We start from the raw sequence: 26,619 nt of genomic DNA on the forward strand, positions 1-26,619 counted from the left end.
CATGTCCGCATGTGCAGAAGAAAGATGCGAACCGTACTGATCATCGACGACAACCCGGCCGTGGGCGAGGCGCTCTCGCTGGCGTTGTCGTTGCACGAGATCCGCCCGCTCACCGCGCTGACGCCGGATGAGGGCCTCGCCACGCTGCGGCGTGAGGCGGTCGACGTGGTGATCCAGGACATGAACTTCACCGCCGACACCACCTCGGGCGAAGAGGGCGTGGCGCTGTTCCGGGCCATCCGCGAGCAGCATCCGGACCTGCCGGTGGTCCTGCTCACCGCGTGGACGCACCTGGAAACCGCGGTGGAGCTGGTCAAGGCCGGTGCCGCCGACTACCTGGCCAAGCCGTGGGACGACAACAAGCTGCTGGCCACGGTGGAGAACCTGCTGGAGCTGTCCGAGTCCACCCGCGAAGTGACGCGTGGCCGGCGTGAGCGACGCCAGCGGCGCGAAGAATTGCAGCGCAAGTACGACCTCGATGGCCTGGTGTTCGCCTCCGAGGCAATGGCGCGCACGCTCGACCTGGCCTGCCAGATCGCCCGCTCGGATGTGCCGGTGTTGATCACCGGGCCGAACGGCACCGGCAAGGAGCGCATCGCGGCGATCGTGCATGCGAACTCGGCGGTGAAGCGCGGCGCGTTTGTCGCGGTGAATTGCGGCGCGTTGCCCGGCGAACTGATCGAGGCCGAACTGTTTGGTGCCGATGCCGGTGCCTACACCGGTGCGAACAAGGCGCGAGAGGGCCGCTTCGAACTGGCTGACGGCGGCACACTGTTCCTCGACGAGATCGGCAATCTGCCGCTGCCCGGCCAGATGAAACTGCTGCGCGTACTGGAGACCGGCCAGTTCGAACGGCTCGGTTCCGGCCGCACGCGCCAGGTCAAGGTTCGCGTGTTGAGCGCGACCAACGCCGACCTCAAGGCGATGATCCGCGCCGGCACCTTCCGCGAGGATCTGTACTACCGGCTCAACGTGATCGAGGTGAACCTGCCATCGCTGGCCGAGCGCAGCGACGACATCCTGCCGCTGGCCGAATTCTTCCTGGATGGTCGTGCGGAGCTTGGCGATGTCGCACGCGAAGCGCTGCTGGCTTATCCGTGGCCGGGCAACGTGCGCGAACTGAAGAATGCGATCGAACGCGCCGCGCTGCTGGCCGGCGGCAACCCGATCACGCCGGAACTGCTCAACCTGCCGGCGCATACCGCCGTGGCGGCCCGCAATCTCGACGAGCCCAGCCGCGAGACGGTGGAGGCGGCGCTGCACAAGGCCGACGGCGTGGTCAGTCGCGCCGCGCAGAACCTCGGACTGTCGCGGCAGGCGCTGTATCGGCGGATGGAGCGCTACGGTCTGGCGACGCCGGCGTGACCTCATAGGCCTGTTGTCAGGCTTGCCGTTGCGAACATGGCGTACAAAGATGGCCATACCCGAAACAGCTGGAGTGGTGCCATGCGATATCGACTTGTCCTGACTGCTTCGACATGGCTGATGGCCGCGGTGGCGATGGCGCAGACGGCGCCGACGACACTGTCGAACCAGAGCGACAGCTGGACGGCGCATCCGGCTGCTGCCAGTTCATCCAGCTATCGCAGTCATCCGTCGACCGAGTCGACGAGCAAAAGCCATTTCAAGTTCAAGGATCGCCGGCGGGACGATCCGTCGAATCCGTTGAACCAGCCACCGCCCAGTGCGAACGACAAGGCTGCGGTAATGGGCAAGGACCGCGCCTGGCAGAACGGGCGCCCGCCAGTCGACTGTGCGAGCGCACCGATGGATCCTGCATGCCATTGAGCCGGGTCTTCTTCGTGTCGGGAAATAGCTGATGTGGCGTCTGCTGAACTCGCTGCAGGGCCGGCTTACGCTGCTGCTGGGTTTCGCCAGCGTCGCTGGCGCGCTGATCTATGCCGGTGTCACGCAATGGCCACTGCCGCAGCTGTTGTTGTGGCTGCAGACCGCGTTGGCGGCAAAACCAGCGACGGCGGTGATCAAGGCGCCGCCCGCGCCTCATCTGGGCATCTACGGTGGCCTGGGCGTCTGTGCCGTGCTGTTGTTGCTGCTGGCGTTCTGGCTGGCGGGTCGCGCGATGTCACCGGTGAGTCGTCTGCTGCGTGCGCTCGAGGGAGCGGTGGCGAGCTACCGCGACGGCGATTTCAGTTTCTCGATCGCGATCAACCGGCGTGACGAACTGGGCGAGCTGATCCACATGCACAACGCGCTGGGGCAGACCCTGCGCGAGCAACGCCAGCATCTGGTGCAGCGTGAATTGCTGCTCGACACGGTGGTGCAGAACACGCCGGTGGCGCTGGTGCTGACCGACTCGATCGGTCGGGTCGCCTACGCCAACATCGCCTCGCGCCACCTGTTCAACGAAGGGCGCAACCTGGTCGGGCTGGATTTCGCCGCGTTGCTGGCCGATGCGCCCGAGGCACTGCGCAAGGCGGTGGAAAGTGGCGAGGATGCGCTGCTCAGCGTGGAGATGGACGGCAGCGAGGAAACCTTCCATCTGTCGCAGCGTGCGTTCCGCCTGCAGGGCCGGCCGCATCGGCTGCAACTGTTCCGACGCATGACGCGCGAACTGTCGCGACAGGAAGTGGCGACGTGGAAAAGGGTGATCCGGGTGATCAGCCACGAGCTCAACAATTCGCTGGCGCCAATTTCCTCGTTGGCGCATTCCGGCGCCGAGCTGGCGCGGCGTGGCCAGCTCGACCGCCTGCCCAGCGTGTTCGCCACCATCAGCGAACGTGCGTTGCACCTGCACGGTTTCATCGCCGGCTATGCCAGCTTTGCCAAGCTGCCTACACCGCAGCCGGTGGCGGTCCAATGGGCGCGGTTTCTTGAGGGCCTGTCACTGCATTGCCGTTATCGGCTGGCAGCACCGCCGCCGGAGCAGCCCGGACTTTTCGATGCGATCCAGATCGAACAGGTGCTGATCAACCTGATCAAGAACGCGCATGAATCGGGCAGTGCGGAAGATGAAGTCACGCTGTCGATTCTGGAGGTCGGCAACGAGCTGCGCATCGAAGTGGCCGATCGTGGCCCCGGCATGAGCGAGACCGTGCTGGCGCAAGCGCTGCTGCCGTTCTATTCGACCAAGCGCTCCGGCACCGGCCTGGGCCTGGCACTGGCGCGCGAAATCACCGAGGCGCACGGCGGCCGCGTACTGCTGGCCAATCGCGAAGGCGGTGGCTTGAGGGTGAGCCTGCGGCTGCCGCAGGTGTTGAGCCGGTGACGCAAGATCAGGCCTGCTCTCGGGTCGCGTGAAGCGGCGTGGCCGTAGCGCTGTCGCTGTCGACGGTTCTCACCCCGCGCTGATCGAACTTGTCTGGTCCAAATGAACCGCCACCGACATCGCTCGTGGCGGCATGGCGATCTGACGTGACCTGTTCGATCAGGGCAAGCGACCTGTCCCCATGCGGCCGCTGCCAACGGGTTGCATCGGCGGTCAGTGCCCGTGGCGATGGTGCAGATCCGGATAGTGCGGGTGACAGTGCGCCATGGGTTCGTGTACATGCGGATGGGTGTGCGGCTCCTCGCCGTCCCACGGGAAATCGTGCGTGTGCTGATGATGGTCGTCGTGGTGATGGCGGTGGTTGTGTGCCAGCGCCTCATGCGCGTGCTCATGCTCGTGGCGCTCGCTTACGTGCAGCCAGACACCGATGGCCATCAAGGCGCCCGCCAACCAGAAGGCCGGGCCAGCGTGTTCGGCAAACAACGCCAGCGAGAGCGTGGCACCCAGAAAAGGCGCCGTGGAAAAATAGGCGCCGGTTCGCGCCGTGCCCAGGTTGCGCAGGGCCAGCACGAACAGCACCAGACTCAAGCCATAACCGAAGAAGCCGAGCACGCCGGTGGCCAGCAAGGGGCCGATGTGGGGAAAACGGTAGCCGATGGCGAGCGCGATGGTGATGTTGATCGCCCCGGCCACGCCGCCCTTGATCGCTGCGATCTGGACCGGGTCGCCACCGGCCACCGGGCGGGTCAGATTGTTGTCGATAGCCCAGCACAGGCAGGCTCCTGCCACCGCCAACGCTCCCCACGGCATCGTGTGCGCGCTCTGCCGTTGCCACGACAGCAGCAAGGCGCCGGCGACAATCGCCAGCATGCCCAGAAACACGCGCCGATCCACGTTCTCGCGAAACACCACCCAGGCCAGCACGGCGGTGAGCACGCTTTCCAGATTGAGCAACAGCGTCGCCGTCGAGGCTGCGGTGTACACCAGACCCAGCATCAGCAGGATGGGGCCAAGCACGCCGCCAAACAGCACGGCACCGGCCAGCCACGGCGCATCCCGCCGCGTCAATGCCGCCTCGGTGATCGCATGTCCGCGCAGGCGACGCAGCAGCATCCACACCGACAGGCCGATACCCGATCCGGCATACAGCAAACCCGCCAGCAACAGCGGCGGCATGCTGCCCAGCAGCATCTTGGCAAGCGGCGTGCTGATGCCAAACAGCGCAGCCGCTGCGAGCGCCTGGAGAATACCGTGGGTGTGGTCGGAATTCGTGAGTTTCATGAGCGCATCTTACGCGGCCCACAAGCAACTCCGGCCGGCAATGCAATTGTCTAACACGTCGATGTTTGCTTACGATGATCGAATGATCCGTACCACCTCACCCCTGCTGACCCGTCTGCGCCGCCACCGCGGCCTGTGGGTGTTGGCTGTTGCGGTGTTGCTGATCAAGCTGGTCGCGGGCTCGATCTGCCTGGGTGACAACCCCGCCGCAACGGCGCTGGCCGATGTGCAGGCGACCACCAGCGTGCTCACCGCCATGGACTCGGCGACCGCCGCCACGCCGGACGACAACGCATGCCTGCTGGGTGAAGCCGGTGGCTGCCATTGCGCGTGTGCCCACGCGCTGACCCTGGTGAGCAGCGTGACGCTCTCCGTCGCGCTCATCGAGACGAGCGCGGAATCTTCCCGCCTCCCTCCGGGCATGATTCCGGAGACGACCGGCTCGTTGCTGCGTCCCCCTATCGCCTGAAACCGTTCCGTTCCGCGATGAAACCGCCTGTGCGGTTCGTTGCCTCGTGATCGTTTTCAGGAGATGGCTTCATGTCTGTTCCACGTTCGGTGCCGATTGGCGCCGTGTGTCTGTTGCATGCGGCGCTGCCCGGCGCCGTACCTCTTTCCGGTCCATCGCCAACGGCAGTTGAGCTACCGGCGTCGCCCCTGTTGCGCGCCGCGCCGCGCCGCATCCGGGAAGCCAGTCCGGACCTGCGGGTCGCCCAGGTGGATTCCGGCTGTATGCGCACCCCCGTGTCTGCGCGGAGCGCTGATGTCCATCGATGCATCACCAAGCTGAGCCTTTTTCCGGGAGCTTTTGCATGAATTTTTCCATCCGGCGCGCGCTCGGCGCGTTTGCCCTGCTTTGCCTTGCTCCATCTTCAGTTCTATATGCGGCTGATACTTTTCCGGTCACCGCCGCGCAGATGAAGGCGCTCGGGATAACCGTGCAGCGCCTGGACCGTCCCGTCGACATCCGTGGGCCGATCTATCCGGCGCGCGTGGTGCTGCCGTTGCAGCAAGAGCAGGTCATCAGCGCACCGATGGCCGGCCTGGTCGATCAGCTGCTGGTGGACGAACACCAGACCATTGTCCGTGGCCAGCCGCTGCTGCACCTCAATAGCCCCGAGTATGGAGAACAGCAGCTCCGTGCGCTGGAGGCAGCCAGCAAGAGTCGGCTCGCACAAGCGGCCGTGGTGCGCGAGCGCAAGCTGTTTGCCGAGGGCATCATTCCGCAGCGGCGGGTGTTCGAGGCCGAAGCGGCCGCCAGCGATGCGCAGGCCCGCGTGCGGCAGGCCAGCGGGGCATTGCGGCTGGCTGGCGTGGACGGCGCTGCCATCGCCCAGCTGATCCAGAGCGGGGTGCTCAAGGACGCCCTGGTACTGCACAGCAAGGGCGCCGGCGTGGTGGTCAGCATCGAGGCCAAGCCGGGCCAACGGGTAGCTGCTGCGGATCCACTCATACGGGTGGCGGACATGAGTCGGCTCTGGCTGGATATCCAGATCCCGGCCGAGCGTGCGAACGCATGGGCCAGGAATGGGCAGATCGTCGTGGTCGGCCGCAAGGCAACGGCCAAACCGCTGAGCCTGGGTGCGGTAGTCGGCGAAGGCCAGATGCTCATCTTGCGGGCCGAGGTGACTGCCGGCGCCGATCAGTTGCGTCCCGGCGAATTCGTGCAGGCGCAGGTGCCGCTCGCCGGCACCCGGGGCGCGTGGACGCTGCCGCTTGCCGCGGTGGTGCGCCAAGGCGGGCAGGCCTACGTCTTCGTTCGCACCGCGCAGGGGTTTGTAGCGCAGCCGGTCGAGGTGGTTGCCAGCTCGGGGCCATCGGTCAGCGTGGCAGGGCCGCTGAAGGCCGGCGACCAGATCGCGATCAGCAGCGTGATTGCGCTGAAAGCGGCCTGGCTCGGCGAAAGCGGAGGCGAATGAGATGCTTGATCGCCTGATTCAGTTCGCGCTGGCGCAGCGCCTCTTCATTCTTTTGTCGGCCGTGTTGCTCGCTGGCGCAGGTTGGTATGCCTTCCGCCATTTGCCGATCGATGCCTTCCCCGACGTATCCAGCACGCAGGTCAAGATCATCATGAAGGCTCCCGGCATGACGCCGGAAGAGGTCGAGAGCCGGATCGCCCTGCCGATCGAAGTGGAGATGCTCGGCATTCCGCACCAGCGGATCCTGCGCTCGGTCTCCAAGTACGGTCTGGTCGACGTCACCATCGACTTCGTGGATGGCACGGACATCTACTGGGCGCGCCAGCAAGTCGCCGAGCGCCTGGGCGGGATTGCCGGCGATCTGCCGCCCGGCATCAGCGGTGGCATGGCACCGGTCACCACGCCGCTCGGCGAAATGTTCATGTTCACCGTGGAGGGCGGCGGGCTTTCGCTGGACGAACGTCGCAGCCTGCTCGACTGGGTGATCCGGCCCGCGCTGCGCGCGGTTCCCGGTGTGGCCGACGTCAATGCGCTCGGCGGCGCGGTGCGCAGCTTCGAAGTCGTTCCCGATGCTACCCGGCTGGCGGCCGTGGGGTTATCCACGGCGGACATCCAGCGCGCCATCGAGGCGAACAATCGCAACGACGGTGCCGGTCGGCTCGGCGAAGGCGACGAGGTGCTGCTGGTGCGCAGCGAGGGCAACGTGCAAACCATGGATGACTTGCGTGCCATCGTGTTGGGGCGCAAGGGCACTGCGCCGGTTCGCCTGGGCGATGTGGCGCAAGTGCGCATGGGCGCGCTGACCCGCTACGGCGTGGTGACCAAGGACGGGCGCGGCGAAGCCGTCGAAGGGCTGGTGCTTGGCCTGGCCGGTGCCAACGCCCGTGACGTGGTGGAAGGCGTCACCGCGAAACTCGATGAGCTCAAGCCCAGCCTTCCTCCCGGCGTCGCGTTGAAGGTCTTCTACAACCGCGCCCAGCTCGTCGACAACGCGGTGGGAACGGTGGCGAAAGCCCTGATCGAAGCCACCGTGCTGGTGCTGATCCTGCTGGGTGCGTTTCTGGGCAATCTTCGTGCGGCCGTCACGGTGGCGGTAGTGTTGCCGCTGTCGGCGCTGGCCACCTTCATCCTGATGCGCGTGGCGGGGATGTCAGCCAACCTGATGAGCCTCGGTGGACTCGCCATTGCGATCGGCATGCTGGTGGATGCGGCGATCGTGGTCGTCGAGAACGTGGTGCAGCATCTGGGGCACGATCAGGTCCGCGGCAAGCTGCCCCGACTGCACATCGTGTTTCGCGCACTGCGTGAGGTTGCCGTGCCGGTCGCCGCCGGCGTGCTGATCATCATCACGGTCTTTCTGCCGTTGCTTACCCTGGAAGGTCTGGAAGGCAAGCTGTTCGTGCCCGTCGCCCTGACCATCGTGTTCGCGCTGACCAGTTCGCTGGTGCTTTCGCTGACGGTCATTCCGGTCCTCGCGTCATTCCTGCTGAAGAAGGTGTCTCACCAGGAGCCGTGGTTGCCGCGCCAGCTGCTGCGTCGATACCAGCCGGCACTGGCATGGACACTGGCCCACCAGCGCATCGTGATCATCGCGGCGGTCGTCATGCTGGTGTTCGCCGGTGGCGTGTACGCCATGGTGGGCAAGACCTTCATGCCGACCATGGATGAGGGCGACATTATCGTCGGTATCGAGAAGCTGCCCTCGGTCAGCCTGGAGGAGACCGCCGCGCTGGATCTGAAGATCCAGCAGGCACTGATGGCACAGATTCCGGAGATCACCGGCGTTGTGGCCCGCGCCGGTTCGGATGAGATCGGACTGGATCCGATGGGTCTGAACCAGACGGATACATTTCTGGTGCTGAAGCCGCGGGCGGACTGGGCCGTGAAGAACAAGGACGCGCTGATCGACAAGATCCGGGGCGTGCTCGATCAGCTGCCCGGCATCAAGTACAGCTTTACCCAGCCGATAGACATGCGTGTGCAGGAAATGATCATCGGGGTGCGCGGCGATCTGGCGATCAAGGTCTTCGGGCCGGATCTGGCGATCCTCAACCAGCTCGCCGGTCAGATCGAGGCGTTGGTGAAAACCGTACCGGGCAACCAGGATGTCTATACCGTCCAGAACGACGGCGTGCAGTACCTGCGGGTAATCGTCGATCGCCTGGCCAGCGGACGCTTCGGCCTGTCGGTGGAAGACGTGCAGGATGCACTGCGCGCACAGATCGAGGGCCTGCGCGTCGGTACGGTGATCGAAGGGAACAAGCGCGTGCCGATCCTCGTGCGCGGTCCGGACAGCGTGAAGGTATCCCCCGCCGAGTTCGCCGCGCTGCGCATCACCACCGCCGACGGTGTCAGCGTGCCGCTGGAAACCGTCGCGCACCTGCAGCGCGACAGCGGCCCGGTAAAGATCGATCGCGAGATGGGTAGTCGCTACAGCGTCGTCATCGCCAACGTCGCCGGTCGCGATCTGGTCGGTTTCGTGACCGAGGCGAAGGCGAAGATCGCCCAAGCCGTGAAGCTGCCGACAGGCTATCGGATCAGCTGGGGTGGACAGTTCGAGAATCAGCAACGGGCCGCGGCAAGGCTCTCGTTGGTGGTTCCGCTGGCGCTGGGACTGATCTTCCTGATCCTGTTCTCCACCTTCGGCTCGGTGCGCCAGTCGCTGCTGGTCCTCAGCAATATTCCCTTCGCGCTCGTCGGTGGCATCGTCGCGCTGTGGATCACCGGCGAATACCTCTCGGTACCGGCCTCGGTGGGGTTCATCGCCTTGCTCGGCATCGCGGTGCTCAACGGCGTGGTGCTGGTGAGTTATTTCAACAAGCTCCACGCCGAAGGCTTCGATCCGGTCACCTGCGTGGTGCAGGGTGCCCATCGCCGCTTGCGACCGGTGCTGATGACTGCCTCGATCACGGCCTTCGGTCTGGTTCCGTTGCTGTTTGCCAGCGGGCCGGGATCGGAGGTGCAGCGGCCTCTGGCGATCGTGGTCATCGGCGGCCTGGTTACGGCGACTGCGCTGACACTCTTCCTTTTGCCCATTCTCTATCTGCGCTTCGCGCACGCACGCGTGGAGGTGCGCCATGGATAAGTACTGTTTCTCGTTGGTCTGCGTGCCAGACGTGGAAGAAAAACTTCTGGACGCCCTGTTGACCGCCTTCAACGAGGAGGTCTTCACCAGTACGCCTACCTGCAGTCATGGCACCGCGATGGGGCGGCTGAGCCCTGCCGAGCAGGTCATGGGGCGCAGCCGTTCGGTTCTGGTGCAGATCCTGGTGAGCGATCCTGAAATGCAGACACTGCTGACTCTGCTGGCGGATGACTTCGCGGGTACGGGCATCCGCTACTGGGCCACACCGCTTACCCTCGAAGGAGAAGTCGCATGAGGACCATCCTGTTCGTACTGCTGATGGGTCTTTGCACGGTGGGCCATGCCATGGAGGAAGTTCCCACACCAGCGGACCTGCCGTCGGCCATCGCGGCGAAAACCTGGATCGCGCAGGATCCGGCGGTGGTCGAGGCGCAGAGTGGGCGGATGGGGGCGGGGCATGCGGCGGGGATGCTTGCAGCCTCTCCCAATGAGTGGACCGTGAAAGGCTCCACGCAGCGCAGGAATTACACCAGCGGTCCCGCCTCGCGGGAATGGACGGCGGGGCTTGAGCGCACGGTGCGGCTGCCCGGCAAGAAGAAGCTGGACCGGCAACTCGGCGATGCCGGTATCGCACTGGCTGACGCGCAACTCGGTGAAGCCATTCAAGAAGCCGCGCGTGGGTTGGTCGATCTCTGGATGGGACGCCTGAGTGCGCGTCAGGCGCGCGCCTTCATGACGGAGCAGGTGCAACTGGCGAGGAGCAACCTCCAGGCGGTGCAGAAGCGCCACAAGGCAGGTGATGCGGCGGCGCTCGACGTGAATGTGGCCGCGGCCGACCTCGCCGAGGTCGAGCAGGGCATGAGCGAGGCACTGGCCAGCGAAACCAAGGCCCAGGCACGACTCAACGTCCGGTTTCCCGGTGCCGCCGATGCCGAGCCGCCCATGCTCGGCCAGCCGGTCAAGCTGGAGGAGTCCGAGGCGGTCTGGAAGGATCGGGTACTGGCAGCCAGCGATCCGCTTCGGATGGCACAACTGCGCCTGGAGCAGGCGGAGCTCGCGGCCTCGCGCGCACGCGCGGACCGGTTGCCGGATCCCACGATCGGTCTGTATGCCGCGTCGGAAGCATTCAGCCGCGAGCGTATCGTTGGCGTCAGTGTCTCGATGCCCTTGCCAGGCAGCTACCGGACCGAGCGGCTGGGGCAAGCGCTGACGGAAGTGGATGCCGCGCGTGCGGCGCGTGATCGTCGGCAGCGTGAGCTCGAATCGGAAATCGCGGACAGCTATACCGATGCGACGAGCAACTACGACCGCTGGAAACTGGCGGAAGAGGGGGCGTCGAGAACCCGCCAGAATGCCCAGCTGACACAGCGCGCCTATGGCCTTGGCGAGGCCGATCTGCAGACGCTTCTGCTGGCCCGGCGCCAATCGGTGGATGCCATGCACTCGGCCCTGGACGCACGTACTGCCGCACTCCGCTCCTACTACCGGCTGCTCGTCGACGCCCGTCTGATATGGGGCCTTGCGCGCGAATGAAGGCAGGGCGGCGTACGGCGCCGCCCCTGATTTCGGCGTCCTTCCTTCAGCATCCACGGAAAGGACTCCACGGTACCGGCGCATGCCCGAGGTATGGCCGGTCATGTCCACTCAGGCCGGTAATCAGTCGTGACCCATCAGCGGCCGTGTGGACAACCGCCGATGGTTGGGCTCGTTCCCGACGGTCATTCCCGATGTCAGTACATGATGCTGTGGCGGTCGCATAAGGTAGCCGCCGCGAAGGCGACTTCGATGGGCATTTCAGAGCCATGCAAGCACGACACCTCGATCACGACGTGACAGGCGCCGGCTCGCCTATACTCAAGGCTTCTTCAGGGAATCAGGGGTAGGCAATGGGACAGCTTCTCGCGTTGGTCATCGTGTTTTTCGTCGTGGTCGGCGTGGCCAAACTGGTGCGCATCGTGCCGCAGGGCTTCGAGTGGACGGTGGAGACGTTCGGCAAGTACACCCGCACGCTCAGCCCCGGCCTGCATTTCCTGATTCCGATCTACCAGGCGGTCGGGCGCAAGATCAACATGATGGAGCAGGTGCTGGACGTGCCGTCGCAGGACGTGATCACCAAGGACAACGCGGTGGTGCGCGTCGACGGCGTGGTGTTCTACCAGGTGCTGGACGCGTCCAAGGCCGCGTATGAAGTTTCCAATCTGGAGCAGGCCTCGCTGGCGCTGATCATGACCAATATCCGTACCGTGCTCGGCTCGATGGACCTGGATGAATCGCTGAGCCAGCGCGACGCGATCAACGCCAAGCTGCTGCGCGTGGTCGACGAGGCGACCCATCCGTGGGGCGTCAAGGTCAACCGCATCGAGATCAAGGACATCGCGCCGCCGCGCGACCTTATCGACGCGATGGCGCGGCAGATGAAGGCCGAGCGCGAGAAGCGCGCGAACATTCTCGACGCCGAGGGCTTCCGTCAGGCCGCGATCCTCAAGGCCGAGGGCGAGAAGCAGTCGGTGATCCTCGCTGCCGAAGGCGAGAAGGAAGCCGCATTCCGTGCCGCCGAGGCGCGCGAGCGTTCGGCCGAGGCCGAGGCGAAGGCGACCACGATGGTCTCCGACGCGATCTCCGGCGGCAACGTCAACGCGTTGAACTATTTCGTCGCCAACAACTATGTCGAGGCGCTGAAGGAAATGGCGAAGTCGCCGAACCAGAAGATGTTGCTGCTGCCGATCGAGGCTACCGGCATCCTCGGTTCGCTGGCCGGCATTGCCGAGCTGGCCAAGGAGTCGCTGGGCCAGCAGCAGAAGTCGGCGGCGATCCAGCCGCCGCTGCGCTGAGGCCGGGCCATGTGGGATCTCTCAGTGCATTACCTGTGGTGGATTCTCGCGTTGCTGCTGATCGCCGGCGAAGTGTTGCTGCCGGGCTATTTCATGCTGTGGATCGGCCTGGCCGCCGCCGCGATGGGTGTGGTGTTGTGGGCCGTGCCGACGCTGGGCCTGCTGACGCAGGCGGTATGGTTCGCACTGCTCGCATTCGCTTTCTGCGTCGGTTACGCGCGCTGGCTGCGGCCGCGGCTGGAGCGCAGCGCGCCCGGCGACGAGCGGCTGAACCGTCGCGGCGAACAGATGATCGGCCAGCGTTACGTGCTGGTCGAGCCGATCGTCAACGGTCGCGGCAAGGCGCGCGTGGGTGATGGCCAGTGGCTGGTCAGCGGGCCGGACCTGCCGCTGGGCAGCACGGTGGAAGTGGTGGCCGTCGAAGGCACCACCTTGCAGGTGCGCGCAGCGGCATGAGCACGGGCGACACCATCAGCCGGCAGCAGTTCGCCACCACGGCGCTGACGACACGGATCGCGTTTCTGCTGGAGCTGGCGCGGCGGCTGCACCAGTACGGCACCTCGGCGCCGCGACTGGAGATGGCGGTGGCCGGCGCGGCGCAACGGCTGGGGCTTGTCGCCGATGTATGGTCCAGCCCCACCGCGATCATCATTTCCTTCGCCGACCTGGCCCAGGGCGAGGAAGGCGTGGCGCAGACCACGCAGGTGATGCGGCTGGCGCCGGGTGAGGTGAATCTGGAGCGCCTGTGCGAGGTCGACGCGATTGCCGATCGCGCCATCGCCGGCGAGCTGGACCTGCGCGAAGGCTTTCGCCTGCTGCGCGTGCTGGGTCTGCCCGACACGCGCCGCGAAAAGATCGGCTCGATCGCCAGTTATGGCCTGTCCGCTGCCAGCATTGCGGCGCTGTTCCTGCACAGTTCGTGGGTGGATCTGCTGGTGGCCGGCGTGATCGGCGTGATCATCGGCAGCATTACCCTGCTGGCCGCCAGTCGGCCGCGATTGGCGGTGGCCAGCGATGCGATCTGTGCGCTGGTGGCCACCGCGGTGACGATCGTGGTGAGCGCGTTCGTGGTGCCGCTGGCGATCAAGTCGGTAGTGCTGGCCAGTTTGATCATCCTGATACCGGGTATGTCGCTGACCACCGCGGTGCGTGAGATTTCCAGCCAGCACCTGGTGTCCGGCATGGCGCGCATGGGCGGCGCGATGGCGACCCTGCTCAAGCTTACCTTCGGCACCATCGCCGCCACCCAGCTGTGTGCTGCGCTGGGGATTACGGCCCGCGATTTTGCCTTGCCCGCGTTGCCGACATGGACGGATTATCCGGCGCTGCTGGTCGCGGCCATAGCGTTCGCGATCCTGTTCCGTGCCGCACGCCGCGACTGGCCGGTGGTGATCGCGGCCGTCATCGTGGGTTATCTGGCCACGCGCTGGGGTGGTGCCATTTCCGGGTCACTGCCGGGTGCGCCGTTTGGCGTATTCCTCGGCGGGCTGTTGCTGGGTGCCTTTGCAAATATCTATGCGCGATTCGCGCACCGGCCGGGTGCAGTAATCCGCGAGCCGGGTATTCTGTTGCTGGTGCCGGGCAGTGTCGGTTTTCGCAGCATGTCCTTTCTGCTCGAACGGGATACTTCATTGGGCATGGATACCGGCCTGCTGTTGCTGACTCTGCTGGTTTCCCTGGTGGCCGGACTGATGTTCGGCGATCTACTGGTTTCGCCACGCCGGTCGCTTTGACCCGTGCGTTGACTGCGCATCGGCTGCGTCTGCCGCGAACAGTAAAACGCCGGCGCGAGGCCGGCGTTCTTCATGCGGGATAATGCGGCTTGAGCATCCGGGGTCAGATGGTCAGATCCTTTTCCTTCTTGCCGGCCTTCAATGCGTCGTTGAACCAGTGCGGGCGCTTGCCGCGGCCGGACCAGGTTTGCGCCGGATTGGCCGGGTTGCGGTACTTCGGTGCCACCGTGCCGGTGGTGCGCTTGGCCTTGCCGCGTGTGCTGCCGAAAATGTCCTCGAAGGCATAACCCTCGGCCTTGAGCAGCGCGTGCACCTTCTCGCGCAGCTTGACGACCTTTTCCTTGCGCAACTCGTTCTGGCGAACCTGTGCCTTGTTGATCAGGTCGTTGAGCTGGGTATGATTGAGATTCTTGATATCGACGGCCATGATTGACTCCGGGGTGAGTATCGACGATTAAACGGTCTGACCAGGATCTGATTATTATCGGGGAGCAGAGCCAGGTGCATGAAAACTTGTTGCAGTTCGGATTCTCGCTGATATGCGGAATATTTGTAAAGCGCAGTTCATCTTTTGAAGCATGCATTCACATTAAGCGCAATTAATAGAGTTGCGACTGATTTGAATAATCGGCTTTCCGGATTTCGTCGCGCCGGATAAAGAAACGGCCGCACAGGGCGGCCGTTTCGGTTAACACGGTGTTATGCCGCGGGACTCAGTCCAGCAAGGCAAACAATTCGTCCTGACTGAGTGCACGGCTTTCGCTTTCTTCGCGGGCGCGATATTCCAGCGTGCCGGCGGCCAGCCCGCGTTCGCTGACCACGACACGGTGCGGAATGCCGATCAGTTCCATGTCGGCAAACATGCCGCCCGGACGCAGGCCACGGTCATCGAGTACTGCCTCGATGCCATGCTGGGCCAGTGACTGGTACAGCGCTTCGGCGGCAGCGCTCACTTCGGGCAGGTTCTTGGGATTGATCACGCAAACCACAATGCGCCATGGCGCCATCGCCTCCGGCCACAGAATGCCGGCGTCGTCGTGGCGCTGCTCGATCGCGGCTGCAACGATGCGACTGACGCCGATGCCATAGCAGCCCATGGTCATCAGCTGCGCCTTGCCGGTTTCGTCGATCACGGTCGCGTCGAGCGCCTCGGCATACTTCTGGCCGAGTTGGAACACATGACCCACCTCGATGCCGCGGGCGATGTGCAGCACGCCGTTGCCGTCGGGTGACAGATCGCCCTCGACCACGTTGCGCAGATCGACGACGCGGGTGATGCGTGCATCGCGATCCCAGTTCGCGCCGGTGTAATGGCTGCCATCGGTGTTGCCGCCACAGACGAAATCGGCGAGCACGGCGGCATCGCGGTCGACGATGACGGGAATCGAGTCCGGCAGCCCGACCGGGCCGATGAAGCCGGGGCGGGCGCCGGTGGCGGCGAGAATTTCCTCTTCGCTGGCGAGCACCGACTGATCCGGCAGTTCGGCCAGCTTGCCGGCCTTGACCTCGTTGATCTCGTGGTCGCCGCGCAGGCACAGCGCCACCAGGCCATCGCGGCCGCGCACCAGCAGGGTCTTCACGCACTGCTGCGGCGAGACCTTGAGGAAGCCGCTGACATCAGTGATGGTTTTCTGGGTCGGTGTATCGACCCGCTGCAACGACGAAGCGGGAGCGGGGCGCGCGATAGTCGGCGCCAGCGCCTCGGCCTTTTCCAGATTCGCGGCGTAATCGGAGCCATCGGAAAACGCGATCGCGTCTTCGCCCGAATCGGCCAGCACCTGGAACTCGTGGCTGGCATTGCCGCCGATCGCGCCGGTATCGGCCTGCACCGCGCGGAAGGTCAACCCAAGCCGGGTGAAAATACGCACATAGGCCTGATACATCGCTGCGTAGGTCTCGGCCAGCGACTCCTGGGTCAGGTGAAACGAATAGGCATCCTTCATCAGGAATTCGCGTGCGCGCATTACGCCGAAACGCGGACGGATTTCGTCGCGAAACTTGGTCTGGATCTGATAGAAGTTGACCGGCAGCTGCTTGTAGCTTTTCAGCTCGTTGCGGGCAAAGTCGGTAACCACTTCCTCATGGGTCGGGCCATAGCAGTACTCCTGCTGCTTGCGATCCTTGATTTTCAGCAGCTGACCGCCGAACTTTTCCCAGCGGCCGGTTTCTTCCCACAGCTCTTTCGGCTGGATCGAGGGCATCAGCATTTCGATCGCACCGGCGCGATTCATTTCCTCGCGCACGATGTGCTCCACCTTGCGCAGCACGCGCAGGCCCAGCGGGCTCCAGGTGTACAGCCCCGATGCGAGCCGGCGGATCATGCCGGCGCGCAGCATCAGCCGGTGGCTGGCGATCTCGGCGTCGGCGGGGACTTCCTTGACGGTGGCCAGATGAAATTGGCTGAGGCGCATGTGGGTGTGTCCGGCGTGAATGAAGACACCCATTGTAGCGGCCTGCCGTCGCCGTCGCTGATGGCGTGCGACGACGGCAGGCCGGAGCTGCCGTCGGCATGCAACGGGCGACTATTTGGTTTGGCAGTACTGGTCGTACTGGCTCTGCGCCGCACTGACCTGCTGCTTGCGCTGGTCGGTGTCCAGCGCCGTGGCCTTGCCGTCCTGCTGCATGACCACCGGGCCGCTGCCCTGCAATGTGGCGAGATTGGCTTTCAACGATTCGCACAGCTTGGCGCGGTTTTCCGGGGTGTCGGCCACCGGCTTGGCTGGTTCCGGCGACGGCTCGCTGTTGCCGTTGCCGTCGCCCTCGCCGGTGTTTCGGGTCGGTGCAGCCAGTGGCGCCACCGTGCCGGTGGTCTTCACTTCCTTGTAGTTCGTGCCCTGTACCGGAGGCGCTTCGGAGTAGTGCACGGTGCCGCTGGCGTCGGTCCATTTGTAGACCTGGGCGGTGGCCAGCGGGGCCAGCAGCAGCAGCGCCACGGCAATCAGCGAACGATGCATGATGTTCTCCATTTCATGGGGATTCGGCAGCTACCTTGTTATCACTCCGGCGGTCCGGACTCAAGCAGCCTATGGTTTACACTGCGCGCATCCTGTCACGGTCCTGATACATGAGCGAGTCCACGCCCGTCCGGCCGCCCCGTCACCGGGGCATTTACCTGCTGCCGAACCTGTTCACTACCGCGGCGATGTTTGCGGGTTTCTACGCGATCATCGCCAGTATCGGCGGTCGTTATACCGAGGCGGCGGTGGCAGTGTTCATTGCCGCGGTGCTCGATGGCATGGACGGGCGCGTGGCGCGGATGACCGGTACCCAGACCGAATTCGGCGTGCAGTACGACTCGCTGTCCGACCTGGTCAGCTTCGGGCTGGCGCCGGCGCTGGTGATGTATACGTGGTCGCTGTCGTCGTTGCGCGATTTCGGTCCGCTGTGGGGCAAGCTGGGCTGGGCCGCCGCGTTCATCTATGCCGCCTGCGCCGCGCTGCGGCTGGCGCGCTTCAACACCCAGGTCGGCGTGGCCGACAAACGCTATTTCCAGGGACTGGCCAGCCCGGCTGCGGCGGCGGTGTGCATGTCGTTCGTGTGGAGCGTGGACAAGTTCGGCCTGGCCGGCAGCGATTTCTGCTTCATCACGCCGGTGATCGCGGTGGTCGTCGGTTTGCTGATGGTCAGCCGGTTCCGCTATTTCAGCTTCAAGTCCTTGCCCACCGGCGAGCGCCAGCGCGTGCCGTTCGGTTGGATGGTCGGCGCCGTGCTGTTGCTGGCGCTGTTGATCCTGGATACCGCGCGGGTGCTGTTCGCCGGCTTCACGATCTATCTGTTGTCCGGGCCCGTACTGACGATCTGGGGACTGGCCACGCATCGGCGCCGGACCCGGCGCAACCCGGCATGAATGCGGGCCTGCGCCAGCACGTGACGGCCAGCCATCGCGACCGTGTGTTGCGCGCGCTGGGTGTGACGCCATGGGTGCGGCGTGTGCCGGCGGATATTGCCGAACCCGCACCGCCTGCAACGGATCCGGACGAGGGAGTTGCCTGCGTGGTGGTTTTGCCGGAAGGCTGCAGCACGCGCGAACTCGATCTGCTGGGGCGCGCGCTCAACGCGTGCGGAGCCACGCTGGCGCGCGCGGCGCGCGTCACGGTGCGTGGCGGCCAACTCGCCGCAGGCGTGCCCGAGGCACGCGCCTATCTGGTGTTCGGCGAGGCGCAGGCGCATGCGCTGGGGCGCACGCTGCCGGCTGCGGCGATGCATCAGGCGCAGATCGTGCTGGCCGATGAACCGGCTCTGGTGCTGACCAGCGCTGGCGCCAAACGACGTCTGTGGAGCGCGTTGCGCAGCTTGCGCCGCACGCTGGCCACAGCGGGCAGCTAGCCGCGATGGTCGCGGTCATCAAGCCGGTGATCCAGGTGCGCGGCATGCGCACCGAGGATCTGGCCACGGTCAGCACCATGGAAAACATCTCCTACGACTTCCCGTGGTCGGCCGGCATCTTCAGCGACTGCGTGAAAGCAGGGCATCCGTGCTGGGTACTTTGTGTCGATTCGGTGGTTGCCGGGTACGGCATTCTGTCGATGGGTGCAGGCGAGGCGCACGTACTGAACCTCTGCATCGGGCCGGATTATCGCGGCCGCGGGCTGGGCCGGCACCTGCTGGTCCGGCTGCTGGACATCGCGCGCTGGAATGGCGCGGAGCGGGTATTTCTCGAAGTACGCCCGTCCAATCCGCTGGCTAAGGCGCTGTATGAGTCGGTGGGGTTCAGCGAGATCGGGCGGCGGCCGCGGTATTACCCGGCGCGGAATGGACGCGAAGATGCGATCGTGATGGCCCTCGATATGGCCGAAGGCCATATCGAGAAATAGGTAAAGGCGCCCTTGATCTTTCGCTCCGGACGCGGCAGGGCGGAACGTGTAGTCGGCAAATCCGCGAGATACCGAACGTCAGCCCAGCTTCTGCGCCTGCTCACGCAGTGCCATCAAGGTGGTGTTCCAGTCGGTGATGCGTTGACGTTCCTGGACGACGACCTCGGCGGGAGCGTTGGCGACGAAGTTGGCGTTGCCCAGTTTGCCTTCGCACTTCTTGATCTCGACTTCGATGCGGCTGATTTCCTTGGCCAGACGCGTCTTCTCGGCGCCGAGGTCGATCAGGCCGGCGAGCGGGATCATCACGCGCAGCGTGCCGACCACGGCCGCGGCGGCGGCCGGTTCGTCGGTGCCGGCTTCGATCCATTGCGGGGCTTCGGTGCGGGCGAGGAAGGCGATCTGGGCGGCGAATTTCGCCACGCGGGCGCGATCGCTGGCGTCGCCGTCGGCGAGCAGCAACGGGATCGTCCTGGCGGGCGAGATGTTCATCTCGGAGCGGATCTTGCGAATGCCGCTCAGCACGTTCTTGAACCACTCGATTTCGGCTGTCGCCGCGTCATCGGCAGCGATCTCGTCGGCACACGGCCACGGCCGCTGCATCAAGCTGTTTTCGGTGAGGGCGAGTTTGGGTGCCACCGACTGCCAGATCTCTTCGGTGATGAACGGGATCACGGGGTGCAGCGCGCGCAGCACACTTTCCAGCACCACCAGCAAGGTGTGTCGCGTCGATGCGGCGGCGACGGCATCCTCACCGTTCAAGGCCGGCTTGGCCAGTTCGAGGAACCAGTCGCACAGCTCGTTCCAGGTGAACTCATAGAGCGCTTGTGCGAGGTGATCGAAGCGATAGCTGATGAAATGCTTTTCGACTTCGCCGAGCGTCTGTTTCAAACGAGTGAGAATCCAGCGTTCCGCCTCGGTCACTGGCGCACCAGTGGGTGCCGCGACCTCACCTTCCGGTCCGCTCTCGTCCGGCATGTTCATCAACACAAATCGCGCCGCGTTCCACAGCTTGTTGCAGAACGCCTTGTAGCCTTCGGCGCGCTTGATGTCGAAGTTGATCGTGCGGCTGTAGCTGGCCAGCGCGGCGAAGGTGAAGCGCAGCGCGTCGGTACCGATCGCCGGGATGCCGTCGGGGTAATCCTTGCGCACGCGCTTCTCGACCTTCTCGCGCACTTGCGGAATCAGCAGCGACTTGGTGGATTTCGCCACCAGCGGCTCCAGCTCGATGCCGTCGATCAGGTCCAGCGGGTCCAGCGTGTTGCCCTTGGACTTGGACATCTTCTGGCCTTCCGCATCGCGCACGATCGCGTTGATGTAGACCTCACGGAACGGTACCTGGCCGGTGAAATACTTGGTCGCCATCACCATGCGCGCGACCCAGAAGAAGATGATGTCGAAACCGGTGACCAGCACCGCGCTGGGCAGGAATATCTTGTCCTGCTCCCAGTTCGCCACAACTTCGCCGCGCTCGTTCTTCACTGGACCATTCGCCGGCCAGCCCAACGTGGAGAACGGCCACAGCGCCGAGCTGAACCAGGTGTCGAGCACGTCGTCGTCCTGGCGCAGCGCGCCGACCGGCGCGGCAGTGGCGGACTTGCGTGCATCGGCCTCGTCCTCGCCCACGAAGATATTGCCGGCCTCGTCGTACCACGCCGGAATGCGATGCCCCCACCACAGCTGGCGGCTGATGCACCAGTCCTGGATGTTGTCCAGCCACTGCGTGTAGGTGGTGGCCCAGTTCTCCGGCACGAAGGTGATTTCGCCCGAACGCACCGCATCCAGCGCCGGCTGGGTGATCGCCTGGCGGCCGCCCGGACGTCCATCGGCCAGCGTGTCGGAGGTGAGGTCGACGAACCACTGGTCGGTCAGCATCGGCTCGATCACCGCGTCCGAGCGATCGCTCACCGGCACCTGCAATTTGTGCGGTTTGGTCTCGACCAGCAGGCCGGCGGCTTCGAGATCGGCCAGCACGCGCTTGCGCGCGTCGTAGCGGTCCAGCCCGCGATACTTTTCTGGTGCGTTGTCGTTGACCTTGGCGGCCAGCGTGAAGATGGTGATCGGTGCCAGCTTGTGGCGCTGGCCGATCGCGTAGTCGTTGAAATCGTGTGCCGGGGTGATTTTCACGCAGCCGGTGCCGAAATCCTTGTCGACATAGTCGTCGGCAATGACGGGAACAAGCCGGTCGGTGAGCGGCAGCATCAGCATCTTGCCGACCAGATGCGCGTAACGCTCGTCTTCCGGATGCACCGCCACGGCGACGTCGCCCAGCATGGTCTCGGGACGCGTGGTGGCCACAACCATGCTCTCGTCGCTGCCCACGACCGGGTAGCGGATCGACCACATATGCCCGTCGCGCTCGACGTTGTTCACTTCCAGATCGGACACGGCAGTACCCAGCACCGGGTCCCAGTTCACCAGCCGGTTGCCGCGATAGATCAGCCCCGCGCGATACCAGTCGATGAAGACCTTTTGCACCGCGGCGGACAGACCCGGATCCATGGTGAAGCGCTCGCGCGACCAGTCGGCGGCGGCGCCGATGCGGCGCATCTGGTTGGTGATGGTGGAGCCGGACTCCTCCTTCCATTTCCACACGCGCTCGACGAACGCATCGCGCCCGAGGTCATGCCGCGTCTTGTCCTCGACCGCCAGCTGGTTCTCCACGATCTTCTGCGTGGCGATGCCGGCATGATCGGTGCCGACCTGCCACAGGGTGTTCATGCCGCGCATGCGCTGGTAGCGCACCAGCATGTCCATCACCGTCTGCTGGAACGCATGGCCCATGTGCAGCGTGCCGGTGACATTCGGCGGCGGCAGCAGGATGCAATACGGCTCGCCCTTGCCCGACGGCTGGAACGCGCCGCTGGCTTCCCAGCGCTCGTACCACTTCGACTCGATCTGGGCGGGTTCGAAACTCTTTTCCATCAGGGGCTCGCGATGGCGCGCCATGGGCGCGCGCGGTGGTTGGTGGCGTGAACGGGGAATTGTACGGGGAGGGGCCGCGAGGCCCAAGCGGCAGGCGGCGAAGACGGCTTGCCACACGGAAAGACCCGTCCGTCGCGAAAAAAGACCCATGCGCGGGACGGTGGTGCCCCAAACGCCGCTCCATTCGAGTCACGCCCGCGCCGAGCAGCCCCAATCGCGGGTCTTTTTGCATGGCGTGTGGGTCATGCCGCTTCGAGCGCGGGACTTTTTCGTCGCCGCCTGGGGCTCCGGGGAGTCGTGCGTGGGTCTTTTTGGGCGGTGCGTGGGTCTTTCTTGTCGGAGGCCGGGTCTTTTTGTCGCGCGGTCGGGACTCCGGAGGCGGCTGCTGCGATCTGTCCGCCTGCGCAGCCCGCAGCCGTAGCCCGGCCTCGGCCTAGAGCAACTCGATGCCGAACCGTCGCACCACCAGCGCAAACAGCCAGAAACACACCACGGTGATCACCACGCAAGCCAGCAGCGTCGGCCAGAAGCCCAGGCGCGGCAGCAGCACGGGAAAGGCCAGGAACATCGGCAGCGTCGGCACCACGTACCAGAACGTGTACCAGGCGTGATTGGCGATCTTCACCTGCGGCTGGCGTTCGACGTACAGCCAGATCAGCGCCAGCACGGTGACCAGCGGCAGCGCCGCGAACAGGCCGCCGAGACGGTCGCTGCGTTTGGCGACTTCGGAGACGAGCACGACGACGGCCGCGGTGATCAGGTACTTGGTGACTAGCCATCCCATCGGTCGACTCCCTGGAGCGTTGCTCAGTTGCCGCGCAGGATGCGCCCGTAGGCGTGCACTTCGTCCACCAGCACTTTGACATGCTCCGGATCGACTTCCGGCGTGATGCCGTGACCGAGGTTGAACACGTGGCCGGGGTGGTTGCCGTAGCTGTCGAGCACGGCGCGGGCCTCGCGGCGGATCACATCGGGGCTGGCGCGCATCACCGCCGGGTCGAGGTTGCCTTGCAAGGCGACCTTGCCTGCCACGGCGCGACGGGCATCGGCCAGATCCATCGTCCAGTCGACGCCGAGCGCGGTGCAGCCGGTGTCGGCCATTTCCGCCAGATGCTGGCCGGCGCCCTTGGAGAACAGGATTACCGGCAGCTCGCGGGCGTGCGGGTCGGCCTTCAGCGCCTCGACCACGCGCGCCATGTAGCGCAGCGAGAATTCGCGGAACGCCGCGGGGCCGAGCAGGCCGCCCCAGGTGTCGAAGATCATCAGCGCCTGCGCGCCGGCGGCGGCCTGGGCGATCAGGTAGTGCGCGACGGACTGCGCCAGCGTGTCGAGTAGCTGATGCGCAAGTTTCGGTTCGTTCCAGCACATCGCCTTGAGCGTGGCGAAATCCTTCGAGCCCTGGCCTTCGACCATGTAGCAGGCCAGCGTCCACGGGCTGCCGGAGAAGCCGATCAACGGCACGCGGCCGTGCAGCTCCCGACGGATCAGGCGCACGGCGTCCATCACGTAGCGCAGTTCGCCGTCCATGTCGGGCACGGCAAGCTTGGCAATATCGGCTGCCGTGCGTACCGGATGCGCGAACTGCGGGCCTTCGCCCTGCGCAAACGACAGGCCCAGCCCCATCGCATCGGGAATGGTGAGGATGTCGGAGAACAGGATCGCCGCATCGAGCTCGAAGCGTTCCAGCGGCTGCAGGGTGACCTCGCAGGCGAACTCGGGGTTCTGCGCCAGGCCCATGAAGCTGCCGGCGCGCTCGCGCGTAGCGCGGTATTCCGGCAGATAGCGGCCGGCCTGGCGCATCACCCAGATCGGCGTGGTGTCGGTGGGTTCGCGGCGCAGCGCGCGCAGGAAGCGATCATTCTTCAGCGGGGTATTCATCAAATCAACGTCCGTACGGGCCTTCGAGGCCTTGGGCAAACATCAGGCGGAAACCGCGCTTGAGCTGGGCATCGCGTGCTTTCTCGAACGCACTGACCGCCTCGTCGCGTTCCAGGAACTGCTCGCGCTTCATCGTCGCGCGGCCGCCCTGGGTGCCGGATTCGCGATACAGCGTCCAGCCGCCGAGCAGATCCTGCTCCAGCGTGATCTGGACGTAGCGGGGTGCCTCGGTGCTGCCGGGCACGGTTTGCAGATAGAGGCGCATGGGTTCCGGAGGGACTGTGCGGCACGCCGCAAACTTGGGCATTCTAGAAGGCTGGCGGCCGGGTAGCGAGGGCGCCGGTGACGCAGGGGATCGATCAGTGCCCGGTGGCCGCCTGCAGCACGGCCAGTACATCGGCTTCAGCGACGCCCGCGACAATCTCGGCGCGACCGATGCCGCGCCACAGGATCAGCCGCAACACGCCGGCGGTGTTCTTCTTGTCCAGCCGCATCAGCGCAAGCAATTGCTGCGCCTCCATGCCGGGCGGAATCGCTGTGGGCAAGCCGAGTTTTTCCAGCAGTCGCTGCAATCGTGAAGTGTCGGCGGCAACGCTCATGCCCAGCCGCTCGGACAACTGTGCGGCCAGCCGCATGCCGATCGCCACGCCTTCGCCGTGCAGCAGGGTGGTGTAGTGGCCGGCAGTCTCGAGCGCATGACCGAAGGTGTGGCCGAGATTGAGCAGGGCGCGTTCGCCCTGTTCGGTTTCGTCGCGGGCGACCACGCCGGCCTTGTAGCGCACCTTGCGCGCGATCGCTTCCAGCACGGCGGCGGGGTCGCGTGCGGCAAGTGCATCGGCGTGCTGTTCCAGCCAGACGAAGAATGGCTCGTCGCCGATCGCCGCGCCCTTGATCACTTCGGCTAAACCGGCGTGGTATTCGCGCTCGGGCAGGGTGGCCAGGGTGTCGATGTCCGCGATCACCGCGCGCGGCTGATGGAACGCGCCGGCGAGGTTCTTGCCGACGGGCAGGTTGACGCCGGTCTTGCCGCCGACCGAGGAGTCGACCATCGCCAGCAAGGTGGTCGGCATCTGGATGAAGTCGATGCCGCGCATCCAGCACGCCGCACTGAAGCCGGCCAGGTCACCGACCACGCCGCCGCCGAGCGCGATCACGCAGGCGTCGCGGGTGGCGCCGAGCTGGCCCAGCGCTTCCAGTGCGCGGCCGACGTTGGCGAAACTCTTGTGCGCCTCACCATCGTCGAGCAGGAACGACGACCACTTCAGACCGTCCAGTCCTGCCTCGATGCACGGCAGGTACAGCGGCGCCACCGTGGTGTTGCTGATCACCAGCGCGTGCCGGCCGCGCAGCATCGCGCGCCAGCGTGCGTGGTCGGCGAGCAGGCCGCTGCCGATCCACACCGGATAGCTGCGCTGGCCGAGCGCGACGGTGATGGTCTGGAGTGCGGGGTTGTTCATGCGTTCTGCCGGGGCCATGCGGTGGGTTGGCGCTGCCAGTGACGGTCGATCAGCGCGATGCAGCGTTCGCTGGCGGCGGCGACGCTGCCGTGCTCGCCGGGCACGGCGAGGTCGGCGAGTTCGCGATAGATCGGCTCGCGGACCTGCGCCATCGCCTGCAATCGCTCGTGCCGGTTCGGTACCGCCAGTAGCGGACGGCGATGGTCGCGTTCCAGCCGTTCCAGCTGTTGCTCGATCGTGGTCTGCAGCCACACCACGTAGCCGCGCTCGCCCAACTGCTGGCGATTGTGCTCGGCCAGCACGGCGCCGGCGCCGGTGGCCAGCAGCACGCCGCGACGGCTGCTGAACTCGTCCAGCAGCGCACTTTCGCGCTGGCGGAAACCGGCCTCACCCTCGATCTCGAACACGGTGTTCACGTCCACTCCGCAATGGCGTTCGATCTCCTGATCGAGATCGACGAACGGGAGTCCATAATGCGTGGCAAGACGACGTCCGATCGAGGTCTTGCCGGCACCGGTCGGACCGATGATGAACAGGTTGAGCGACGGATTCATGGGCAAATGCTAACAGGGCGGGTATGGCGCCTGTGGGGAGTATGCGGTGGTGAGCGAACGGGTGTTGCTGGCAGGCTGTGGCGACCTCGGTCGGCGCGTGGCGCAGCGACTGCTGGCGCGTGGCGATGAGGTATGGGCACTGCGGCGTACGCCGCCAGCGCAGGATGACAGCGGCATCCGCTGGCTGCGTGGCGACCTGACCCTACCGGACAGCCTGGGCAGCCTGCCGCGCGGGATCACGCAATTGGTTTATTTGCCGACGCCGGATCGGCGCGAGCCGGCGGCGTACCGAGCCACGTTTCTGGACGGGCTGCGTCAGCTGCTCGATGCGCTCGGGCGAGCCACCTTGCAACGGGTATTGCTGGTGTCGTCCAGTGCGGTCTACGGCGAGCACGGCGGCGACTGGGTGGATGAAGGCACGCCGCCGGCGCCGCCCGGGTTCAATGGTGCGGTGTTGCTGGAGGCGGAACAATGGCTGGTCGCACAACCGGTCGCTTCAATCGTGTTGCGGCTGGCCGGGCTGTATGGCCCCGGCCGCACGCAACTGCTTGAGCGCCTGCGCGCGGGGCAGCTCAAGGTGCCGCGCCGCGTGCCGCACTGGGCCAATCGCATCCATGTCGACGATGCCGCTGCCGCGATCGTGCATCTGCTGTCACTGGCCGCCCCGCTGCCACTGTATGTCGGCGTGGACAGCATGCCGTTGCCGCTTGATGCGCTATACGACCATCTGGCCGGCTTGATCGGCGCCCCGCTGGCCGGCGACGGCCCCGCGCCGGCCGGGATCGGCAGCAAGCGGCTCAGCAATGCGCGGCTGCGCGCGAGCGGATTTGTGCCGCAATGGCAGGATGCACGCGATGGTTACGCGGCGCTGCTCGCTACCTGAATCACCACCGTTGAATCACTCACCATGGAGAACTGA

General features: G+C 65.4%; 25 protein-coding genes. 15 read left to right on the forward strand and 10 right to left on the reverse strand.

Annotated features, from left to right (window positions below; genetic code table 11):
- The first annotated feature begins 24 nt into the window (after positions 1-24).
- The 3 genes from EAH75_RS13185 to EAH75_RS13195 all read left to right on the forward strand — a co-directional run bounded on the left by EAH75_RS13185 (position 25) and on the right by EAH75_RS13195 (position 3,226).
- The gene (locus EAH75_RS13185; protein ID WP_140652153.1) at positions 25-1,365 is read left to right on the forward strand and encodes a sigma-54-dependent transcriptional regulator; all 1,341 of its coding nucleotides are present in this window, start codon (positions 25-27) and stop codon (positions 1,363-1,365) included.
- Between the two features lie 81 nt (positions 1,366-1,446).
- Positions 1,447-1,788 carry a hypothetical protein gene (locus EAH75_RS13190; RefSeq protein ID WP_140805776.1) on the forward strand — a complete coding sequence of 114 codons (342 nt, stop codon included), beginning with the start codon at positions 1,447-1,449 and terminating at the stop codon, positions 1,786-1,788.
- Positions 1,789-1,819: 31 nt separating this feature from the next.
- A complete protein-coding gene (locus tag EAH75_RS13195) occupies positions 1,820-3,226 on the forward strand; it encodes a sensor histidine kinase (protein WP_140652157.1) in 1,407 nt (468 codons plus the stop codon).
- Between the two features lie 213 nt (positions 3,227-3,439).
- On the opposite strand, the gene EAH75_RS13200 is transcribed toward EAH75_RS13195, so the two are convergent.
- Positions 3,440-4,507 (reverse strand): DMT family transporter, encoded by a 1,068-nt coding sequence (locus tag EAH75_RS13200; protein WP_140805778.1) that lies wholly within the window; start codon positions 4,505-4,507, stop codon positions 3,440-3,442.
- On the opposite strand from EAH75_RS13200, the gene EAH75_RS13205 reads away from it, so the two are divergent.
- The 8 genes from EAH75_RS13205 (at position 4,506) to EAH75_RS13240 (ending at position 14,075) form a co-directional block, all read left to right on the forward strand.
- The gene (locus tag EAH75_RS13205; protein WP_241668944.1) at positions 4,506-4,976 is read left to right on the forward strand and encodes a hypothetical protein; all 471 of its coding nucleotides are present in this window, start codon (positions 4,506-4,508) and stop codon (positions 4,974-4,976) included. The two genes, EAH75_RS13200 and EAH75_RS13205, sit on opposite strands and share 2 nt — an antisense overlap.
- Before the next feature lie 343 nt (positions 4,977-5,319).
- Positions 5,320-6,426 (forward strand): efflux RND transporter periplasmic adaptor subunit, encoded by a 1,107-nt coding sequence (locus EAH75_RS13210; protein WP_140805780.1) that lies wholly within the window; start codon positions 5,320-5,322, stop codon positions 6,424-6,426.
- 1 nt (position 6,427) lies between these two features.
- A complete protein-coding gene (locus tag EAH75_RS13215) occupies positions 6,428-9,511 on the forward strand; it encodes an efflux RND transporter permease subunit (protein WP_140805782.1) in 3,084 nt (1,027 codons plus the stop codon).
- The gene (locus EAH75_RS13220; RefSeq protein ID WP_140652170.1) at positions 9,504-9,806 is read left to right on the forward strand and encodes a DUF3240 family protein; all 303 of its coding nucleotides are present in this window, start codon (positions 9,504-9,506) and stop codon (positions 9,804-9,806) included. Before EAH75_RS13215 ends, EAH75_RS13220 begins: the two co-directional genes overlap by 8 nt.
- A complete protein-coding gene (locus EAH75_RS13225) occupies positions 9,803-11,044 on the forward strand; it encodes a TolC family protein (protein WP_140805785.1) in 1,242 nt (413 codons plus the stop codon). The genes EAH75_RS13220 and EAH75_RS13225 overlap by 4 nt, the downstream gene beginning before the upstream one ends.
- A gap of 353 nt (positions 11,045-11,397) precedes the next feature.
- Entirely contained in the window at positions 11,398-12,342 is a 945-nt protein-coding gene (locus tag EAH75_RS13230) for an SPFH domain-containing protein (RefSeq protein WP_140652174.1), read from the forward strand.
- Positions 12,343-12,351: 9 nt separating this feature from the next.
- Positions 12,352-12,798: an NfeD family protein gene (locus tag EAH75_RS13235; protein ID WP_140652176.1), complete on the forward strand. Its 447-nt coding sequence runs from the start codon at positions 12,352-12,354 to the stop codon at positions 12,796-12,798.
- Positions 12,795-14,075, forward strand: a complete 1,281-nt coding sequence (locus EAH75_RS13240; RefSeq protein ID WP_140805787.1) for a threonine/serine ThrE exporter family protein — start codon at positions 12,795-12,797, stop codon at positions 14,073-14,075. Before EAH75_RS13235 ends, EAH75_RS13240 begins: the two co-directional genes overlap by 4 nt.
- A gap of 103 nt (positions 14,076-14,178) precedes the next feature.
- Here the strand turns inward: EAH75_RS13240 and EAH75_RS13245 are convergent, their stop codons facing one another.
- The 3 genes from EAH75_RS13245 to EAH75_RS13255 all read right to left on the reverse strand — a co-directional run bounded on the left by EAH75_RS13245 (position 14,179) and on the right by EAH75_RS13255 (position 17,029).
- The gene (locus EAH75_RS13245; RefSeq protein ID WP_140652180.1) at positions 14,179-14,502 is read right to left on the reverse strand and encodes an H-NS family nucleoid-associated regulatory protein; all 324 of its coding nucleotides are present in this window, start codon (positions 14,500-14,502) and stop codon (positions 14,179-14,181) included.
- Between the two features lie 286 nt (positions 14,503-14,788).
- Complete coding sequence (locus EAH75_RS13250) at positions 14,789-16,486, reverse strand: proline--tRNA ligase (protein WP_140805789.1); 1,698 nt, start codon at positions 16,484-16,486, stop codon at positions 14,789-14,791.
- 111 nt (positions 16,487-16,597) lie between these two features.
- Positions 16,598-17,029, reverse strand: a complete 432-nt coding sequence (locus tag EAH75_RS13255; RefSeq protein WP_241668945.1) for a DUF4124 domain-containing protein — start codon at positions 17,027-17,029, stop codon at positions 16,598-16,600.
- Positions 17,030-17,139: 110 nt separating this feature from the next.
- Here EAH75_RS13255 and EAH75_RS13260 point away from each other — a divergent pair, with 110 nt between their 5' ends.
- Genes EAH75_RS13260 through rimI form a run of 3 tightly spaced genes read left to right on the forward strand, consistent with a single transcriptional unit; the run spans position 17,140 to position 18,889 of the window.
- Positions 17,140-17,922: a CDP-alcohol phosphatidyltransferase family protein gene (locus EAH75_RS13260; RefSeq protein ID WP_140805793.1), complete on the forward strand. Its 783-nt coding sequence runs from the start codon at positions 17,140-17,142 to the stop codon at positions 17,920-17,922.
- Positions 17,919-18,401, forward strand: coding sequence for a hypothetical protein (locus EAH75_RS13265; RefSeq protein WP_140805795.1), 483 nt, complete (start codon positions 17,919-17,921; stop codon positions 18,399-18,401). The genes EAH75_RS13260 and EAH75_RS13265 overlap by 4 nt, the downstream gene beginning before the upstream one ends.
- A 5-nt stretch (positions 18,402-18,406) precedes the next feature.
- The gene (rimI, locus tag EAH75_RS13270; protein WP_140652190.1) at positions 18,407-18,889 is read left to right on the forward strand and encodes a ribosomal protein S18-alanine N-acetyltransferase; all 483 of its coding nucleotides are present in this window, start codon (positions 18,407-18,409) and stop codon (positions 18,887-18,889) included.
- Positions 18,890-18,967: 78 nt separating this feature from the next.
- Here rimI and EAH75_RS13275 read toward each other — a convergent pair whose 3' ends face one another.
- The 6 genes from EAH75_RS13275 to EAH75_RS13300 all read right to left on the reverse strand — a co-directional run bounded on the left by EAH75_RS13275 (position 18,968) and on the right by EAH75_RS13300 (position 25,700).
- Positions 18,968-21,811, reverse strand: a complete 2,844-nt coding sequence (locus EAH75_RS13275; protein ID WP_140805797.1) for a valine--tRNA ligase — start codon at positions 21,809-21,811, stop codon at positions 18,968-18,970.
- A gap of 433 nt (positions 21,812-22,244) precedes the next feature.
- On the reverse strand, positions 22,245-22,595 hold the full coding sequence (locus tag EAH75_RS13280) for a DUF3147 family protein (protein WP_140805799.1): 351 nt from the start codon (positions 22,593-22,595) through the stop codon (positions 22,245-22,247).
- A gap of 23 nt (positions 22,596-22,618) precedes the next feature.
- Positions 22,619-23,689: a uroporphyrinogen decarboxylase gene (gene hemE, locus EAH75_RS13285; RefSeq protein WP_140652196.1), complete on the reverse strand. Its 1,071-nt coding sequence runs from the start codon at positions 23,687-23,689 to the stop codon at positions 22,619-22,621.
- A 4-nt stretch (positions 23,690-23,693) separates the two neighbouring features.
- Positions 23,694-23,954 (reverse strand): WGR domain-containing protein, encoded by a 261-nt coding sequence (locus EAH75_RS13290; protein ID WP_113726054.1) that lies wholly within the window; start codon positions 23,952-23,954, stop codon positions 23,694-23,696.
- Between the two features lie 94 nt (positions 23,955-24,048).
- Complete coding sequence (gene aroB, locus EAH75_RS13295) at positions 24,049-25,146, reverse strand: 3-dehydroquinate synthase (protein WP_140805801.1); 1,098 nt, start codon at positions 25,144-25,146, stop codon at positions 24,049-24,051.
- The gene (locus tag EAH75_RS13300; RefSeq protein WP_140652200.1) at positions 25,143-25,700 is read right to left on the reverse strand and encodes a shikimate kinase; all 558 of its coding nucleotides are present in this window, start codon (positions 25,698-25,700) and stop codon (positions 25,143-25,145) included. Before EAH75_RS13300 ends, aroB begins: the two co-directional genes overlap by 4 nt.
- A gap of 49 nt (positions 25,701-25,749) precedes the next feature.
- Here EAH75_RS13300 and EAH75_RS13305 point away from each other — a divergent pair, with 49 nt between their 5' ends.
- Complete coding sequence (locus EAH75_RS13305) at positions 25,750-26,583, forward strand: NAD-dependent epimerase/dehydratase family protein (RefSeq protein ID WP_140652202.1); 834 nt, start codon at positions 25,750-25,752, stop codon at positions 26,581-26,583.
- Positions 26,584-26,619: the final 36 nt, after the last annotated feature.

The organism is Rhodanobacter glycinis (genome assembly GCF_006438785.1).
Taxonomy (GTDB): Bacteria; Pseudomonadota; Gammaproteobacteria; order Xanthomonadales; family Rhodanobacteraceae; genus Rhodanobacter; species Rhodanobacter glycinis_A.